This is a genomic window from Kitasatospora sp. NPDC057223 (assembly GCF_042669755.1).
Lineage (GTDB): Bacteria > Actinomycetota > Actinomycetes > Streptomycetales > Streptomycetaceae > Kitasatospora.
This window is the reverse complement of sequence record NZ_JBHUWW010000089.1, coordinates 21792-36492: the sequence shown is the minus strand read 5'-3', so window position 1 is coordinate 36492 and position 14701 is coordinate 21792. Positions and strand designations below refer to the sequence as shown.

Here is a 14701-nt window from a genome sequence, read left to right as displayed (position 1 = left end):
TCCCGGTCGGGCTCGGCGTAGACGGCGACGCTGGCGATACCGGCATCCGAGCAGGCCCGGGCGACGCGGACGGCGATTTCTCCGCGATTGGCGATGAGCACCTTGCGCACAATGGCTCCCTTCTTGAACCTCGTCGAGTCTATGGATTACAGGGTGGTACCGGCGAGTAGCCCATGGTGGTGAGCTATCCCACACGGAGGGTCACCCGCAGGTGTGATCAGACGGGCACGCAGCGGTACGCGCCGCAGGTGGAGACGCTACGCGCACCGGATTGCCGCAGCCGCGGACCGTCCGGTCCGTGCCGTGGCCTTCGCCACATCATGAAGCCGGTGGCGACGACTGCGCCGGTAGCGGCGCGGGAGTCGCACCCGCAGTGGTGGCGCCGGCCGCCTCCACCGGCCGGGCGAGGGCCCGGCGGGTGACGTCGGCGACCGGTTCCACCAGGTCCGGGCCGTAGGCGCTGGAGTTGATCAGTTGCAGCACCAGCGCGAACGTCCCGTCCGTGCCGTGCTTGCGGGCCAGCTCCCGGTGATGGGCCACCAGGTAGCGGACGGCGGCGTGGTTGGAGGTCGCGGTCTGGCCGGCGATCAGGAACGCGGGCCGGCCGCCGTGTCCGGTCCGCAGGCGGGCCAGCAGCACGTACACCCGCCCGCCCGGCGTCTCGGAGGGGCGCAGGTAGCGGTAGTGGTCGTCGCCGACGGTTATGGTCTCGCCGAACGGCCGGTCCGGCTCCGCCGTGAAGGTGACGCCGGGCAGCCAGGAGACCAGGTGCGCGGCCGTCCGGTCGTTGCTGACCGGCCCGCCCAGACAGAACTCGGCCCGGTGGCCCAGCCCCTGGCGCACCTCGTCGTGTGCGACGATCTCCGGCCGCGCGCCGCACTCCTGCACCAGGCCGGCCAGCTCCATCAGGGCGAACACGTCGCCCCGTGAGACGCTCTTCGAACTGGCCGACGCCGTGTGGCGGTTGACCACCAGGAGGCAGTCGCTTCCGTCGGGCATCCCGAAGAACTCCCGTACCCGGCCGAGCCGCCGGCGCCGCCGCAGGTTCTGCGCGAGCCAGCCCAGCGCGGCGCTGATGGCGCTGGCCGTCAGGCCCAGCACCACGTTGAGCACGCTGTCCGTCATCCGCTTTCCCCTTCCCGAATAGGCGGCGGCGCCAGCCTAGCGGCGTCGCACGGCCGTGCGGGCTGGATCACCGGGATAGATGTTCGCCCGGGTATCTGTCGGAACCCGCACAATCCGACCGGTCGGAATGTGCCTGGGTACGGAGGATCCGCGCTGTCGGCGGTCAGGCCCAGAGGTCGGTGATCCGGATGCCCAGGTCGGCCAGCAGGCGGCGCAGCAGCGGCAGGGACAGGCCGATGACGTTGCCCGGGTCGCCGTCGATGCCGTCGACGAACGGCGCCGAGCGGCCGTCCAGGGTGAACGCGCCGGCCACGTGCAGGGGCTCGCCGGAGGCGATGTACGCGGCGATCTCGGCGTCGTCCGGGGTGCCGAACCGCACGGTGGTGGAGGCCGTCGCGGAGGTCTGCCGGCCGGTGACGGTGTCGATCACGCAGTGGCCGGTCTGCAGCACGCCGGAGCGCCCGCGCATCGACTGCCAGCGGGCGAGTGCCTCGGTGGCGTCGGCGGGCTTGCCGAGTGCTTCGCCGTCCAGCTCCAGGACGGAGTCGCAGCCGATCACCAGTTCGCCGCCGGTCAGGTCGGCGGCGACGGCCTTGGCCTTGGCCTCGGCGAGGACGAGCGCGAGGTCGGCGGGGGTGGCGGCGGTGATCGCGTCCTCGTCGACGCCGCTGACCACGACCTGCGGGTCGAGGCCCGCCTGGCGCAGCAGTCCGAGGCGGGCGGGGGAGGCGGAGGCGAGGACGAGGATGCGGCGGTCGGTCATGGCCACCAGCGTAGGGGAGGCGGCTGCGGGGTCCTCAGAGCACCAGCAGGATGGCCATCACCAGCGCGAGGACGGCGAGGACCGGTCCTGCGCGGCGCAGCCGTTCCTGTTGCCGGCGGGCCTCGGGGGAGGGCTCGTCGCGGGGGTCTGACCAGAGCACGCTTCCAGGGTGCGCGGCCGGGCCGCCGGTGCGCCTGAGTATCCGTACTCAGTTTTCGGGGCAATCCGGGCCATCCGGCCCGGATTGCCCCGGGGGTCCGGTCAGCCGGCCCAGCCGGAGGTCCGCCAGGTGTTGACGCCCGGCTTGGGGGCGGTGCGCAGGCGGCGGGCGTGGTCGTTCCACGGGGAGGCCGGGCCGGCGCCGCTGCGGGCCGCCTCGGCGGCGGCCTGCGCGGCGGCGGCCCGGGCTGAGACCACCGCCAGGACGGTGGCCAGCTCCTCGGGGGTCGGCTGCCCGTGCAGCACGTGGATCGGGGGCATGACTCAATCCTCTCTCCGAACGGCTGCGGGCTACAGCGGGATGTTGCCGTGCTTCTTCGGCGGCAGGGTCTCGCGCTTGCCGCGCAGTGCGCGCAGGCCCCGGACGATGTGCTTGCGGGTCTCGGAGGGCGCGATGACGGCGTCCACGTAGCCGCGTTCGGCGGCCAGGTACGGGTTGAGCAGGGTGTCCTCGTAGGAGGCGAGCAGTTCGGCGCGCTTGGCGTCGGCGTGTCCGGCGGCCTCGGCCTCGGCGATCTCGCGGCGGTGCAGGATGTTGACGGCGCCCTGGGCGCCCATCACGGCGATCTGCGCGGTGGGCCAGGCGAGGTTGAGGTCGGCGCCGAGGTGCTTGGAGCCCATCACGTCGTACGCGCCGCCGAAGGCCTTGCGGGTGATGACGGTGATCAGCGGGACGGTCGCCTCGGCGTAGGCGTAGATCAGCTTGGCGCCGCGCCGGATGATGCCGTCCCACTCCTGCTCGGTGCCGGGCAGGAAGCCGGGCACGTCGACGAAGGTCAGCACCGGGATGTTGAAGCTGTCGCAGGTCCGGATGAACCGCGCGGCCTTCTCGCTGGCCGCGATGTCCAGGCAGCCGGCGAGGTTCATCGGCTGGCTGCCGACGACGCCGACCGGGTGGCCCTCGACCCGGCCGAAGCCGGTGAGGATGTTGCCGGCGTACAGCGACTGGGTCTCCAGGAACTCGCCGTCGTCGAGGACGTGCTCGATGACCGTGTGCATGTCGTACGGCTGGTTCGCCGAGTCCGGCACCAGGGTGTCGAGTTCGAGGTCCTCGTCGGTGAGGGTGAGGTCCGCCTCCTCGGGGTGCGAGGGCGGGTCGCTCAGGTTGTTGGAGGGCAGGTAGGAGAGGAGGTTCTTGACGTACTCGACGGCCTCCTTCTCGTCGGCGGCCAGGTGGTGCGCGACGCCGGACTTCGCGTTGTGCGTGCGGGCGCCGCCCAGCTCCTCCATGCCGACGTCCTCGCCGGTGACGGTCTTGATGACGTCCGGGCCGGTGATGAACATGTGCGAGGTCTGGTCGGCCATCACCACGAAGTCGGTGATCGCGGGGGAGTACACCGCGCCGCCCGCGCACGGGCCCATGATCAGCGAGATCTGCGGGATGACGCCGGAGGCGTGCACGTTGCGGCGGAAGATCTCGCCGTACAGGCCGAGCGAGACCACGCCCTCCTGGATCCGGGCGCCGCCGGAGTCGTTGATGCCGATGACCGGGCAGCCGGTCTTCAGCGCGAAGTCCATCACCTTGACGATCTTCTCGCCGAACACCTCGCCCAGCGAGCCGCCGAACACGGTGAAGTCCTGGGCGAAGACGGCGACCTGGCGGCCGTCGACGGTGCCGTAGCCGGTGACCACGCCGTCGCCGTACGGCCGGTTCTTCGCCTGGCCGAAGTTGGTCGAGCGGTGCCGGGCGAACTCGTCGAACTCCACGAAGGAGCCCTCGTCCATCAGCTCCACGACCCGCTCGCGGGCGGTCAGCTTGCCCTTGGCGTGCTGCTTCTCGACGGCGGCGGCGGAGCCGGAGTGCACCGCCTCGTCGAGCCTGCGCCGGAGGTCGGCCAGCTTGCCGGCGGTGGTGTGCGGGTCGTACGTGGCCTCGGTCATCCGGTCGCTCTCCCTGATCCTGGGCCGCGTCCTGTCGGTACTGGGTGAGGGCAGGGCGGCGCAACGAACTACCGCTGGGTAGCGTAGCCAGCGCGGACGGTTTCCTGTTATGGCCAGCGACACAGTGTGTTAACGAGCGTTCTGCGGGACGATGGTGCGGCCTACGCGCAGCCGCTCCGAAACCCCGGTCGGGCACCGGCGTGGCGCGGTGCCCGGCCCGATCCCCCCGGCACGCCCTAGGCTCGCCCCATGAGTGAGTCTGAGTCAGCCCCGCGCCGCAGCGGACTGCGCGGCTTCGGCCACGCCGGGCCGTCCCCCTGGACCGACCTCGGCCGTCCGCCGCTGGACGCCGCCGCCCTGCGCAGCGACCTGCTGGTGCCCGGCGGCCTGTGGACCGCCCTCGACGTCGTCGCCGGGACCGGCTCCACCAACACCGACCTCGCCGCCCGCGCCAGGGCGGGCGCAGCCGAGGGCGCGGTGCTGGTCGCCGAGGAGCAGAGCGCCGGCCGCGGCCGGCTGGAGCGCCGCTGGTCGGCGCCGGCTCGCTCCGGGCTGTTCCTCTCCGTCCTGCTGCGGCCCGCCGGGGTGCCGGTGGAGCGCTTCGGCTGGCTGCCGATCCTGGTCGGCGTGGCCGCGGCCAGCACGCTCGGGCGGGTCGCCGAGGTGGACGTCGCACTGAAATGGCCCAACGACCTCCAGGTCGTCATCGACGGCGCGGAGCGCAAGCTCGGCGGCATCCTCACCGAGCTGGCCGACGGCGCGGTGGTCGCCGGCCTCGGCATCAACGTCTCGCTGCGCGAGGACGAACTGCCCGTCCCCGCCGCCGCCTCGCTCGCCCTGGCCGGCGCGGCCGTCACCGACCGCGGCACCCTGCTGCGGGCCCTGCTGCGCGAGTTCGCCGACCTGTACGGCGAGTGGACGGCCGCGTCCGGCGACCCGCAGGCGAGCGGCCTGCTGAGCGCGTACACCGACCGCTGCAGCACGCTCGGGCGCGCCGTGAAGGTCCAGCTGCCGGGCGGGCGCGAGCTCGCCGGCGAGGCGGTGGCGATCGACGGCGACGGCCGCCTGGTCGTCCGGACGGCCGACGGCAGCCGGCAGCCGGTGGGCGCGGGCGACGTCGTACACGTACGGCCGGACGGCGGCTGAGGCCGCCGCCGAGCCCCTCCGCGGCCTCTCCACGCCTTGGCCGGATGCCCCGGATTACGCGATTTCGTGCGAACATTCCACCTGGCAGCGGTGTGAGGCGCGCCACTACCCCCTCCGGGGTGGGCGGTGTACGCGACCGCCGGGGTGTCGAGTAGGCGGGACATGAGCAAGTGCGGCAACCGCACGGGGACGGACCGGTGGCAGACGACGGCAGTGGCGGCGCGACGGCTGGTGCGGCCGACGAGACGGTCGCACTCGAACTGGAGCGGCTGATCCTGGACGCGCCGCGCCGGTACACCCCGTACCAGGCCGCCCGCGCCGCCGACGTGCCGATGGAGCTGGCCAGCCGCTTCTGGCGGGCGATGGGGTTCCCCGACATCGGGCAGTCCCGGGCGCTGACCGACAGCGACGTGATCGCCCTGCGGCGGCTCGCCGGCCTGGTCGAGTCCGGGCTGCTGAGCGAGTCGATGGCGATCCAGGTGGCCCGTTCCACCGGCCAGACCACCGCCCGGCTGGCCGGCTGGCAGATGGACACCTTCCTGGACAGCCTCACCCAGTCCGTCGAGCCGGGCCTGACCCGGGCCGAGGTGGCGTACCCGCTGGTGGAGCTGCTGCTGCCGGAGCTGGAGCAGTTCCTGGTGTACGTCTGGCGCCGCCAGCTGGCCGCCGTCACCGGCCGGGTGGTGCAGGCCGCCGAGGACACCGAGATGACCAGCGGCCGGCTCGCCGTCGGCTTCGCGGACCTGGTCGGCTTCACCCGGCTGTCGCGCCGGCTGGAGGAGGAGGAGCTCGGCGAACTCGTCGAGACCTTCGAGAACACCTGCTCGGACCTGATCGCGGGCCTCGGCGGCCGGGTGATCAAGACCCTCGGCGACGAGATCCTGTACGTCTCGGAGGACCCGGTGACGGCCGCCGAGATCGCGCTCGGCCTGGTCGAGACGCTGGCCGGCGAGGACACCATGCCGGAGCTGCGGGTGGGCCTGGCGTTCGGCACCGTCACCTCCCGGATGGGCGACGTGTTCGGCACCACGGTGAACCTGGCCAGCCGGCTGACCTCCATCGCGCCCAAGGACGCGGTGCTGATCGACGGCGAGTTCGCGGCGGCGCTGGAGCAGAACGGCAGTGTCGCGCCCGCCGAGCCGGACGGACCGGAGCTGGCCGAGGCGCTGTCGGCGGCCGCCGGCATGACGCTCGGCGGCGAGGTCAACGCGGGGCACCGGTTCCGGCTCCAGCCGATGTGGCGCCGCCCGGTGCGCGGGCTCGGCCTGGTCGAGCCGTGGCTGCTGTCCCGGCGCACCCCGCGCAACGGCTGACCCGGCCGGCGCCGGGCGCCCTCACCTCCTGCTTCGCGCCTACGCGCATCGGCTGAAACCTTGGCGCGGCCGCGCGCGTTAACCCTGACAAATGGGGCACTGCCTGGCGAAAGCCGCCATAGTGTTGGTTTCGGAGCGCGTTCCGGACCGCGCGCCCCGTGACGGCCCGGCACCGGCGCGCGAGCGGCGGGGCCGACCACAGGGATCGAGGGGAGCCGGTGAGCGGTGAGGCGACCATGACGGACTGCGAACCGTCCGCGCTGACCTCCGACCTGCGGCTGCAGTCGGTGGTCGAGCTCGCCCAGGACATGGCCGGCGCCCTCACCCCGCTCGAAGCCGTCCGGGCCGCGGCCGTGCGCGCCACCGAGGCGCTCGACGCCACCATGGCGGCGGTCTCGGTCTGGGACCGCGAGTCGGGCCGGCTGCGCGTCCTCGTCAACCACGGGGAGCTGGCGCCCGGCGAGGAGGAGCTGCCCGAGGACGAGTCCTACCCGGTGGCGGACTTCCCCGAGATCGTCACCTACCTGGAGGAACGCTGGACGAGCGGCGGCCTGCCGCGCGCCTGGCTGCAGACCGCCGAGGCCGCCGAACCGCCCGAGGGCGCCCCGGACACCCCCCAGCCCACCGGCCCCGGACTCCCGGGCGACAGCGCGTTCCGCCAGCACCGCGCCGCCGGACTGCGCCGGCGCGGGCGCGAGTGCTGCCTGGTCGCGCCGATCGTGCTGCACGGGCAGGCCTGGGGCGAGCTCTACCTCGCCCGGGTCGCCGGCCGGCCGCTGTTCACCCAGGGCGACGCGGACTACGCCACCCTGCTCGCCGCCCAGATCTCGGCCGGCCTGGCCCAGACCGAACGCCTCGCCGACCTGCGCCGCCTCGCCTTCACCGACCCGCTCACCGGCCTCGCCAACCGGCGCGCCGTCGACGCCCGGCTGGAGGGCGCCCTGCAGGCCCACAACCGGGACAACACCGTGGTCTCGCTGGTGGTCTGCGACGTCAACGGCCTCAAGCGGGTCAACGACCAGCTGGGCCACGAGGTCGGCGACCGGCTGCTGGAACGTTTCGCCCACCAGCTCTCGCTGGCCGCCGCCAAACTCCCCGGCAGCCTCGCCGCCCGGCTCGGCGGCGACGAGTTCTGCCTGCTCGCGGAGGGCCAGAAGGCGGACGAGGTGGTCGCCGTCGCCGAGGAGCTCTGCGCCCGCGCGCTGGCCCTCGCCGAGGGCGAGGGCGTGGCCTGCGGCGTCGCCTCCACCGGCGACTCGATCGGCCCCGTCACCACCCCCGACCGGCTGTTCCGGCTCGCCGACGCCGCCCAGTACCGGGCCAAGGCCGCCCGGGCCGCCCACCCCGTGGTGGCCGGCCGCAGCCACGGTCCCGGCTTCTCCCCGGACCCGACCGTGCTGCTCGCCGACGCCGCCGACCCGCACCACCGCACCGACCCCCGCCGGTCCGGCGCGCGCGGCAGCGGGGACCGCCGCCGGATCCGCGGCACCGCGCACAGCGCCGACCCCGGCCAGCTGCTCACCGTCGTCCTCGCCGCGCTCGACCAGTCCGGCGCCGTCCGCCACCACCACCCCGCCGACACCCTGGGCCGGCTCTCCGCCGTCGCCGAGACCGCCGCGCGGCTGCTCGACGCGGTCGGCTGGTGGATCTCCTACGTGCCGCCCGGCTCGCACCTGATGCGCACCGTCCAGCACGCCGTCTACCGGATGACGAGCGGCCCGAGCAGCAGCCGGGCCGAGACCCAGCGCGCCCAGATCGAGGCCCCGGACGCGATCTTCGACCTGCGCCACTATCCGCTGACCCGGCGGACGGTACGCGGCGGCGCCTTCGCGCTGCGCGCGGGTGCGGCGGGCAACGACCCGGCGGAGGAGGCGATGCTCGTGGTCAGCGGCTACCGGGGGATGGTCGCGGCCGGCGGGCAGAACGTCGCGGGCGGCTGGCTGGTCGAACTCTTCGCGGACGACGCGACCCTGCCGCTCGGTCAGATCGCCTCGGCGATGCGGTCGCTGGTCGCGGTGGCCCTCTCCGGTCCGGCCTCGCCGCCGCCCGCCTGATCCGCCCGCGCCTGCGCGTCCGCTCCGGGGCCGGGAATGGACAGGGCCGGGCGGGGTAGCCGGTGCGTGTCGGTGACCGCCCTGTGCCGGGTGGGTCGCGGTCCGGGAACAGCCCTGCTCCAGGGCTGTCACGGCAGTGCGGCGCATGGCACAGTAGGCGCGATCGGCAGCCATGGGGGCCCCGCCGGAATCGGGAGTTGAGTCGATGAGCGCGCGTCTGGCGAGCTTGTTCCTGTCCATCACACTGGCCTTCGGCGGTGCGGCGCTCGCCGCCGCCCCGGCCCAGGCCGCGCCGCGCACCGCGGCAGCGGCCCAGGCGGCGCCCGCGCAGGCGCCGGCCGCGGCGGCAGGCGCGTCGAGCGGCACGGCGGCGAAGGCGGCCGAGCACACCACGCAGCTGGCCAAGTCGAAGTCCAAGTCGAAGTCCAAGAAGAAGAAGTCGGGCTTCTTCGGCAAGCTGATCGGCGGGCTCGTGGTGATCGTCCTGCTGGCGATCCTGCTCGTCGTCGTGGTGATCCTGGTCCGCCGCCGCAAGCGCGACTGACGCTCCGCCCGCAGTACTGCCCGGAGGGGCCCGGCCGGACGGCCGGGCCCCTCCGGCATGCCCGGCGCTCAGCCGGCCGGGGCCACCGCGACCCGGTCGGGCCGGGTGTAGACGTTGGCGCTCCGGCCGCGCAGGAAGCCGACCAGGGTGAGGCCGAGCTCCTCGGCGAGGTCCGCCGCCAGCGAGGACGGCGCCGAGACGGCGGCCAGCAGCGGCAGGCCGGCCAGTGCCGCCTTCTGGGTCAGCTCGAACGAGGCCCGCCCGCTGACCAGCAGCAGGTGCCCGGCCAGCGGCAGCCGGCCCTCGCGCAGGGCCCAGCCGACCACCTTGTCCACCGCGTTGTGCCGGCCGACGTCCTCGCGGGCGCAGAGCAGCCGGCCGCCGGCGTCGAACAGGCCGGCCGCGTGCAGGCCGCCGGTCGAGTCGAAGGTCCGCTGGGCGGCCCGCAGCTCGTCCGGCAGTCCGTACAGCAGCTCCGGGGTGACCCGCAGCGGGTCGTCCGCGACCGGTCGGCGCAGGTGGGTGCGGACGGCCTCCACGGTGTCCCGGCCGCAGAGCCCGCAGGCGCTGGTGGTGAGCAGGTTGCGGTGCGCGGAGAGCGGCAGCACGCCGGGGGTGCGCAGGGTCGCGTCGACCACGTTGTAGGTGTTGGCGCCGTCCTCGTCCGTCCCCGCGCAGTACCGCAGCGCGGCCAGGTCGTCCGTGGCGTGCACCAGTCCCTCGCCGACCAGGAACCCGGCCACCAGGTCGAAGTCGTGCCCCGGGGTGCGCATGGTCACCGTCAGCGCCTCGCCGCCGAGCCGGATCTCCAGCGGCTCCTCCGCCGCCAGCGCGTCCGGCCGGGCGGAGGACTCCGCCCCGCGCAGCCGCACCACCCGCCGCCGTGCCGTCGCTCGACTCATCTGTCCTCCGCCTCCGGTCGCTGTCCCCCACCAGAGTGCTCCACCTGCGGCGCGACCGGTCGGCCAGGGCTCCCGGTGAGGCGGGGCGGCCGGTCGGCGGTGTCGGTTGTCATATCTTCATTCACCTGATGTGATGGTGTATATGGATATGCACAGTGCTGTGGCCCCCGACGCGCCCGTCGTCCAGGTGGGCAAGGCCGACGTGAGCGCGGAGGACGTGCTCGCCGTCGCGCGGGGGAATGCCCGGGTCGAGATCGGCCCCGACGCGATCGCCGAGATGGCGGCCGCCCGCGCGACGATCGAGGCGCTCGCCGCCGAACCGCGCCCCGTCTACGGCGTCTCCACGGGCTTCGGCGCCCTCGCGGTGCGCCACATCAGCCCCGAGCTGCGTGCCCAGCTGCAGCGCTCGCTGGTGCGCTCGCACGCCGCCGGGATGGGGCCCGCGGTCGAGCGCGAGGTCGTCCGCGCGCTGATGTTCCTGCGGATGAAGACCCTCGCCTCCGGCCGCACCGGCGTCCGCCCGCTGGTCGCGCAGACCATGGCCGCGCTGCTCAACGCGGGCATCACCCCCGTCGTCCGCGAGTTCGGCTCGCTCGGCTGCTCCGGCGACCTCGCGCCGCTCTCGCACTGCGCGCTCGTCCTGATGGGCGAGGGCGTCGCGGCCGGCCCCGACGGCGTCGAGCGCCCGGGCGGCGAGCTGCTCGCCGAGGCCGGCATCGCGCCGGTCGAGCTGCTGGAGAAGGAGGGCCTGGCCCTCATCAACGGCACCGACGGCATGCTCGGCATGCTGGTGATGGCGATCGCCGACCTCTCCCGGCTGTTCACCACCGCCGACGTCACCGCCGCGATGTCGCTGGAGGCCCTGCTCGGCAGTGACAAGGTGCTGGCGCCCGAGCTGCACGGCCCGATCCGCCCGCACCCGGGCCAGGCCCTGAGCGCCGCCAACATGCTCGCCGTCCTCGCCGGCTCCGGCCTGACCGGCCACCACCAGGACGACGCGCCGCGCGTCCAGGACGCCTACTCGATCCGCTGCGCCCCGCAGGTGGCGGGCGCCGGGCGCGACACCCTCGCGCACGCTCAGCTGGTCGCCTCGCGCGAGCTGGCGGCCTCGGTCGACAACCCGGTGGTGCTGGCCGACGGCCGGGTGGAGTCCAACGGCAACTTCCACGGCGCGCCGGTCGCGTACGTGCTGGACTTCCTCGCCATCGCCGCCGCCGACCTCGGCTCGATCTCCGAGCGCCGCACCGACCGGCTGCTCGACAAGGCCCGCTCGCACGGCCTGCCGGCCTTCCTGGCGGACGACCCGGGCGTCGACTCCGGCCTGATGATCGCCCAGTACACCCAGGCGGCCCTGGTCAGCGAGAACAAGCGGCTCGCCGTGCCGGCCTCGGTCGACTCGATCCCGTCCTCGGCGATGCAGGAGGACCACGTCTCGATGGGCTGGTCCGCCGCGCGCAAGCTGCGCCAGTCCGTGCAGAACCTCGGCCGTATCCTCGCCGTCGAACTGACCGCCGCGGCGCGCGCGCTGGAGATCCGTCAGCAGGCCGACGGCAGCGGGCCGCTGGCCCCCGCCACGGCCGCCGCGCTCGGCGCGGCCCGGGAGGCGGGGGTGGCGGGCGCCGGCCGCGACCGCTTCCTGTCGCCCGACCTGGAGTCGGCCGCGGAGCTGGTGGCCTCCGGCGACCTGCTGCGCGCGGTCGAGCGCGTCACCGGCCCGCTGGCCTGACCGGCGGGCCGGGGCCCGGGGTGAGGGGTGCTCAGGACCACTCGCTCCGGGCGCTGCGGGCCGCCTGCCGTTCGCGGCGGGTGTCGGCGAGCCCGGCGGAGACGTTGACGCCGACGATCCCGGCCCAGCAGACGATCAGGCCGGTGACCCCGGCGCTCTCGGAGGCGATGGCGGTGAGCGGGACGCCCATCACGAGTGAGACGACGCTCAGGGTGAAGCGGGTGCCCCGCCCCTGGCGGCGGTCCCGGTCCCGGTCGCGGTCGCGGTCCGCCGGCGCGGCGGGCCGCGGTGCGGTCCGGGCGTCCATCCGGGCGTCGATCCGGGCGAGGAACGAGTCGACGATCTCGCTCTCGTACTCCGCGCCCAGCTCCTTGCGGGTCTGCACGGCGGCGTCGAGGTCGCGGCGCAGTTCGTCCTGGCGAGATTCCATGAGGTCCATGGTGACCACCGGACGGGGCCGAGGTCCATCGCTGCGCGCCGCTCTCCGGGGCGGCTCAGGGAGAAATCAGGGTCACCCCGAGACCGGGCCCGGGGCCGGGCCGGGGACCGGGGCCGGGCCGGCCGGGGGCGTCCCGCCGGTCGAGACGTCTTTGCCCAGGGGGCGAGACTGCTGCACAGTCGTCCGAACAGCCCGCATCGGGAGGAAAAGCTTATGACCGCCACCGACGACACCGGCGCCGTAGGCCCGTCCGCCCGGCTGCTCCAGCTCTTCGAGGGGCACCGGCTGACCCCGACCCAGCGGCGGATCGCCCATTCGCTGGTCCGGCACGCCACCGAGGCCCCGTTCCTGTCCAGTGTCGAGGTCGCCGAACTCGCCGGTGTCAGCCAGCCGTCGGTGACCCGCTTCGCGGTCGCCCTCGGCTACGACGGCTACCCGGCCCTGCGCAAGCAGTTGCGCGAACTCGGCGCGGGGGAGCCCGCCGCGCCCGAGACCCAGGACGACGCCGTCCGCAACGAGCACCAGCAGGCCGTCCTCGCCGAGATCGCCCACCTGCGCCACCTCGCCGAACTCCTCGCCGACCCGGGGCCGATCCTGCGCGCCGCGCGGGTGCTGGCCGCCTCCCGGCCGCTGCCGGTGCTCGGCCTGCGCGCCGCCTCCGCGCAGGCCCGGGGCTTCGCGTACTTCGCGGCCAAGGTGCACCCCGACATCCGGCTGATCGACGAGGGCGGCTCGATGCTCGCCGACCGCCTCGAACAGGCCACTGCGGCCGGGGCGAGTGCGCTGCTCTGCTTCGCCCTGCCGCGCTACCCGCGCGAACTGATGGACGCTCTGGCCGTCGCCCGGGACTGCGGCCTGACCGTCCTCACCGTCGCGGACAGCTCGTTCGCGCCGGTGGCCAAGCTCTCCGACGTGCTGCTGCCGGCCGCCGTCGGCACCGGCCTGGTCTTCGACACGGCCTGCGCCCCGATGATGCTGGGCCGGGTGCTGCTCCAGGCGATGTGCGACGAACTGCCCGGCGCGGAGGCGCGGTTGGAGGGGATCGAGCAGTCGGCGGCGGCTCGCGGGCTTTTCCTGGAGTAACTCCGGAGTGAGCCCGCCCAAACCCGGGCATCCCCTTCATAGGCCCTGTTGACGGGGCCCGAGGGGGGTACACGACATGCGTGTGATCCACGAGATGAAACTGGTCGGCCGGCTCGCCTCGGGCGCCGACGAGTGGACCTGCCCCAGCTGCGGACGCCGGGTCACCCTGCGCCGCCTTCCCGAGCCCGAACTCGTCGTCATCGATCCGGGTGACGACAGTGCCGTCCACGTCGGCGTGATCGAACCGGACGCCGCCTCCACCGCCGCCGCGGAGCGCTACGGCCTGGGCCCGGTCCAGGAGATCCCGCGTACGCCCCGCACCCCGGCCGAACCGGCCGCACCGTCCGCCACCCCGGCCGTGCCGTCCGCGCGCGACCCGCACGCGGACGACCGCCGTTGGCTGGCCGAGATCGGCATCGACTGGGACGGCGACGCGGCGGCCTGACAACAGGTCGGACAGCAGGCTTGCCGTCAAGCCGGAGCCGGGGCCGGCCGGGGTCGGGACCGGAGGGGTGTCGGGCAGGTGAAACGCTGCCCAACACTCCTCCGGCCTGCCCGAAATCAGAGAAGTTGTACAGCCAACTCGGATCTAATGCCCGAGTGTCCATCTCATCGCTCGCGACGGTCCTCGCGCTCGCCTCCGCCCTGACCCACGCCTCCTGGAACGCCGCCGTGAAGTCCGGCAGCGACCGCCTGATGTCCATCGGCATGGTCGACGCGACGGCGCTGGTGGTCTGCGCCGCCGCCGTGCCCTTCGTCGCCCCGCCCGGCGGCCGCGCCTGGCTCTTCATCGCCGTCTCCACCGTGCTCAACACGGCCTTCCGGCTCTTCCTGGTCAGGGCCTACCAGTTGGGCGACTTCGGGCAGATGTACCCGATCATCCGGGGGGTCTCACCGCTGTCCGTGGCTGTCCTGTCGGTCCTCGTCATGGGCCAGCCGCTGGGCCGTGCCGCCTGGTCCGGCGTCGCCCTGATCTCGGTGGGCATCACCAGCCTGGTGCTCTCGAACCGCGTCGCGGACATCCGCGCGGTGCCGATCGCGTACGCCGTCGCCGCCGGCCTGTGCGTGGCCGGCTACACCGTCTCGGACGCCGGCGGCGTGCACGCGGCGAGCGACCTGCTCGGCTACACGGTGCACCTCTTCCTGGTGGAGAGCGTCCCGATGCCGCTGCTCGCGCTCGCCGTGCGCGGCCGAGGGGCGCTGCGCACCGTCAGGGCCGAGTGGCGGCTCGGCCTGTTCGGCGGGGTCGTCGCGCTGCTCTCGTACGGCCTGATGCTCTGGGCGCTCTCGCTCGGCGGCACGGCCAGGGTCGCGGCGCTGCGGGAGACCAGCGTGCTGCTCGCGGCCGGGATCGGCGCCTTCCTGTTCAAGGAGGCGCTCGGCCGTCACCGGGTGCTGTGCGCGGCGGTCGTGGCGGGCGGAATCGTCCTGGTCAGCCTGTGACGGCCGCGCCGCGCTCCGCGAGGGGTGGCCCTCGGCCAGGTGTTTGGATATATTCAGAGAAGC

Annotated in this window: 16 protein-coding genes; 8 read left to right on the top strand and 8 right to left on the bottom strand. The window is 74.2% G+C overall.

The window, feature by feature from the left end; all coding sequences use genetic code 11:
- The 6 genes from ACFUK0_RS27040 to ACFUK0_RS27015 all read right to left on the bottom strand — a co-directional run.
- On the bottom strand, positions 1 to 110 hold a 110-nt coding region (locus ACFUK0_RS27040; RefSeq protein WP_380254640.1), incomplete at its 3' end, for a biotin carboxylase N-terminal domain-containing protein.
- 208 nt (positions 111 to 318) lie between these two features.
- Positions 319 to 1125 (bottom strand): hypothetical protein, encoded by an 807-nt coding sequence (locus tag ACFUK0_RS27035; RefSeq protein ID WP_380254634.1) that lies wholly within the window; start codon positions 1123 to 1125, stop codon positions 319 to 321.
- A gap of 163 nt (positions 1126 to 1288) precedes the next feature.
- Positions 1289 to 1888, bottom strand: a complete 600-nt coding sequence (locus tag ACFUK0_RS27030; RefSeq protein WP_380254632.1) for a nucleoside triphosphate pyrophosphatase — start codon at positions 1886 to 1888, stop codon at positions 1289 to 1291.
- A 34-nt stretch (positions 1889 to 1922) separates the two neighbouring features.
- Positions 1923 to 2048, bottom strand: a complete 126-nt coding sequence (gene mmpB / locus ACFUK0_RS27025) for a morphogenic membrane protein MmpB (RefSeq protein ID WP_380254630.1) — start codon at positions 2046 to 2048, stop codon at positions 1923 to 1925.
- A gap of 101 nt (positions 2049 to 2149) precedes the next feature.
- Positions 2150 to 2368: an acyl-CoA carboxylase subunit epsilon gene (locus ACFUK0_RS27020; protein ID WP_380254628.1), complete on the bottom strand. Its 219-nt coding sequence runs from the start codon at positions 2366 to 2368 to the stop codon at positions 2150 to 2152.
- 30 nt (positions 2369 to 2398) lie between these two features.
- Positions 2399 to 3988, bottom strand: coding sequence for an acyl-CoA carboxylase subunit beta (locus ACFUK0_RS27015; protein WP_380254626.1), 1590 nt, complete (start codon positions 3986 to 3988; stop codon positions 2399 to 2401).
- Positions 3989 to 4237: 249 nt separating this feature from the next.
- Between ACFUK0_RS27015 and ACFUK0_RS27010 the strand changes: the two genes are divergently transcribed.
- The 4 genes from ACFUK0_RS27010 (at position 4238) to ACFUK0_RS26995 (ending at position 9045) form a co-directional block, all read left to right on the top strand.
- The gene (locus tag ACFUK0_RS27010) at positions 4238 to 5134 is read left to right on the top strand and encodes a biotin--[acetyl-CoA-carboxylase] ligase (RefSeq protein WP_380254624.1); all 897 of its coding nucleotides are present in this window, start codon (positions 4238 to 4240) and stop codon (positions 5132 to 5134) included.
- A gap of 197 nt (positions 5135 to 5331) precedes the next feature.
- Positions 5332 to 6447, top strand: a complete 1116-nt coding sequence (locus tag ACFUK0_RS27005) for an adenylate/guanylate cyclase domain-containing protein (protein ID WP_380254622.1) — start codon at positions 5332 to 5334, stop codon at positions 6445 to 6447.
- Between the two features lie 236 nt (positions 6448 to 6683).
- Entirely contained in the window at positions 6684 to 8501 is a 1818-nt protein-coding gene (locus ACFUK0_RS27000) for a diguanylate cyclase domain-containing protein (protein WP_380254620.1), read from the top strand.
- 205 nt (positions 8502 to 8706) lie between these two features.
- Positions 8707 to 9045, top strand: a complete 339-nt coding sequence (locus tag ACFUK0_RS26995) for a hypothetical protein (RefSeq protein ID WP_380254618.1) — start codon at positions 8707 to 8709, stop codon at positions 9043 to 9045.
- Positions 9046 to 9113: 68 nt separating this feature from the next.
- Here ACFUK0_RS26995 and fdhD read toward each other — a convergent pair whose 3' ends face one another.
- The gene (fdhD, locus tag ACFUK0_RS26990) at positions 9114 to 9947 is read right to left on the bottom strand and encodes a formate dehydrogenase accessory sulfurtransferase FdhD (protein WP_380254616.1); all 834 of its coding nucleotides are present in this window, start codon (positions 9945 to 9947) and stop codon (positions 9114 to 9116) included.
- Between the two features lie 148 nt (positions 9948 to 10095).
- Between fdhD and hutH the strand changes: the two genes are divergently transcribed.
- Positions 10096 to 11673, top strand: a complete 1578-nt coding sequence (gene hutH, locus ACFUK0_RS26985) for a histidine ammonia-lyase (protein WP_380254614.1) — start codon at positions 10096 to 10098, stop codon at positions 11671 to 11673.
- A gap of 31 nt (positions 11674 to 11704) precedes the next feature.
- Here hutH and ACFUK0_RS26980 read toward each other — a convergent pair whose 3' ends face one another.
- Positions 11705 to 12103 (bottom strand): hypothetical protein, encoded by a 399-nt coding sequence (locus tag ACFUK0_RS26980; RefSeq protein WP_380254612.1) that lies wholly within the window; start codon positions 12101 to 12103, stop codon positions 11705 to 11707.
- 222 nt (positions 12104 to 12325) lie between these two features.
- Here ACFUK0_RS26980 and ACFUK0_RS26975 point away from each other — a divergent pair, with 222 nt between their 5' ends.
- From ACFUK0_RS26975 to ACFUK0_RS26965, 3 genes are all read left to right on the top strand, one after another.
- Entirely contained in the window at positions 12326 to 13195 is an 870-nt protein-coding gene (locus tag ACFUK0_RS26975; RefSeq protein WP_380254610.1) for a MurR/RpiR family transcriptional regulator, read from the top strand.
- Between the two features lie 76 nt (positions 13196 to 13271).
- A complete protein-coding gene (locus ACFUK0_RS26970; protein ID WP_380254608.1) occupies positions 13272 to 13640 on the top strand; it encodes a hypothetical protein in 369 nt (122 codons plus the stop codon).
- Positions 13641 to 13795: 155 nt separating this feature from the next.
- On the top strand, positions 13796 to 14638 hold the full coding sequence (locus tag ACFUK0_RS26965) for an EamA family transporter (RefSeq protein WP_380254606.1): 843 nt from the start codon (positions 13796 to 13798) through the stop codon (positions 14636 to 14638).
- Positions 14639 to 14701 lie beyond the last annotated feature (63 nt).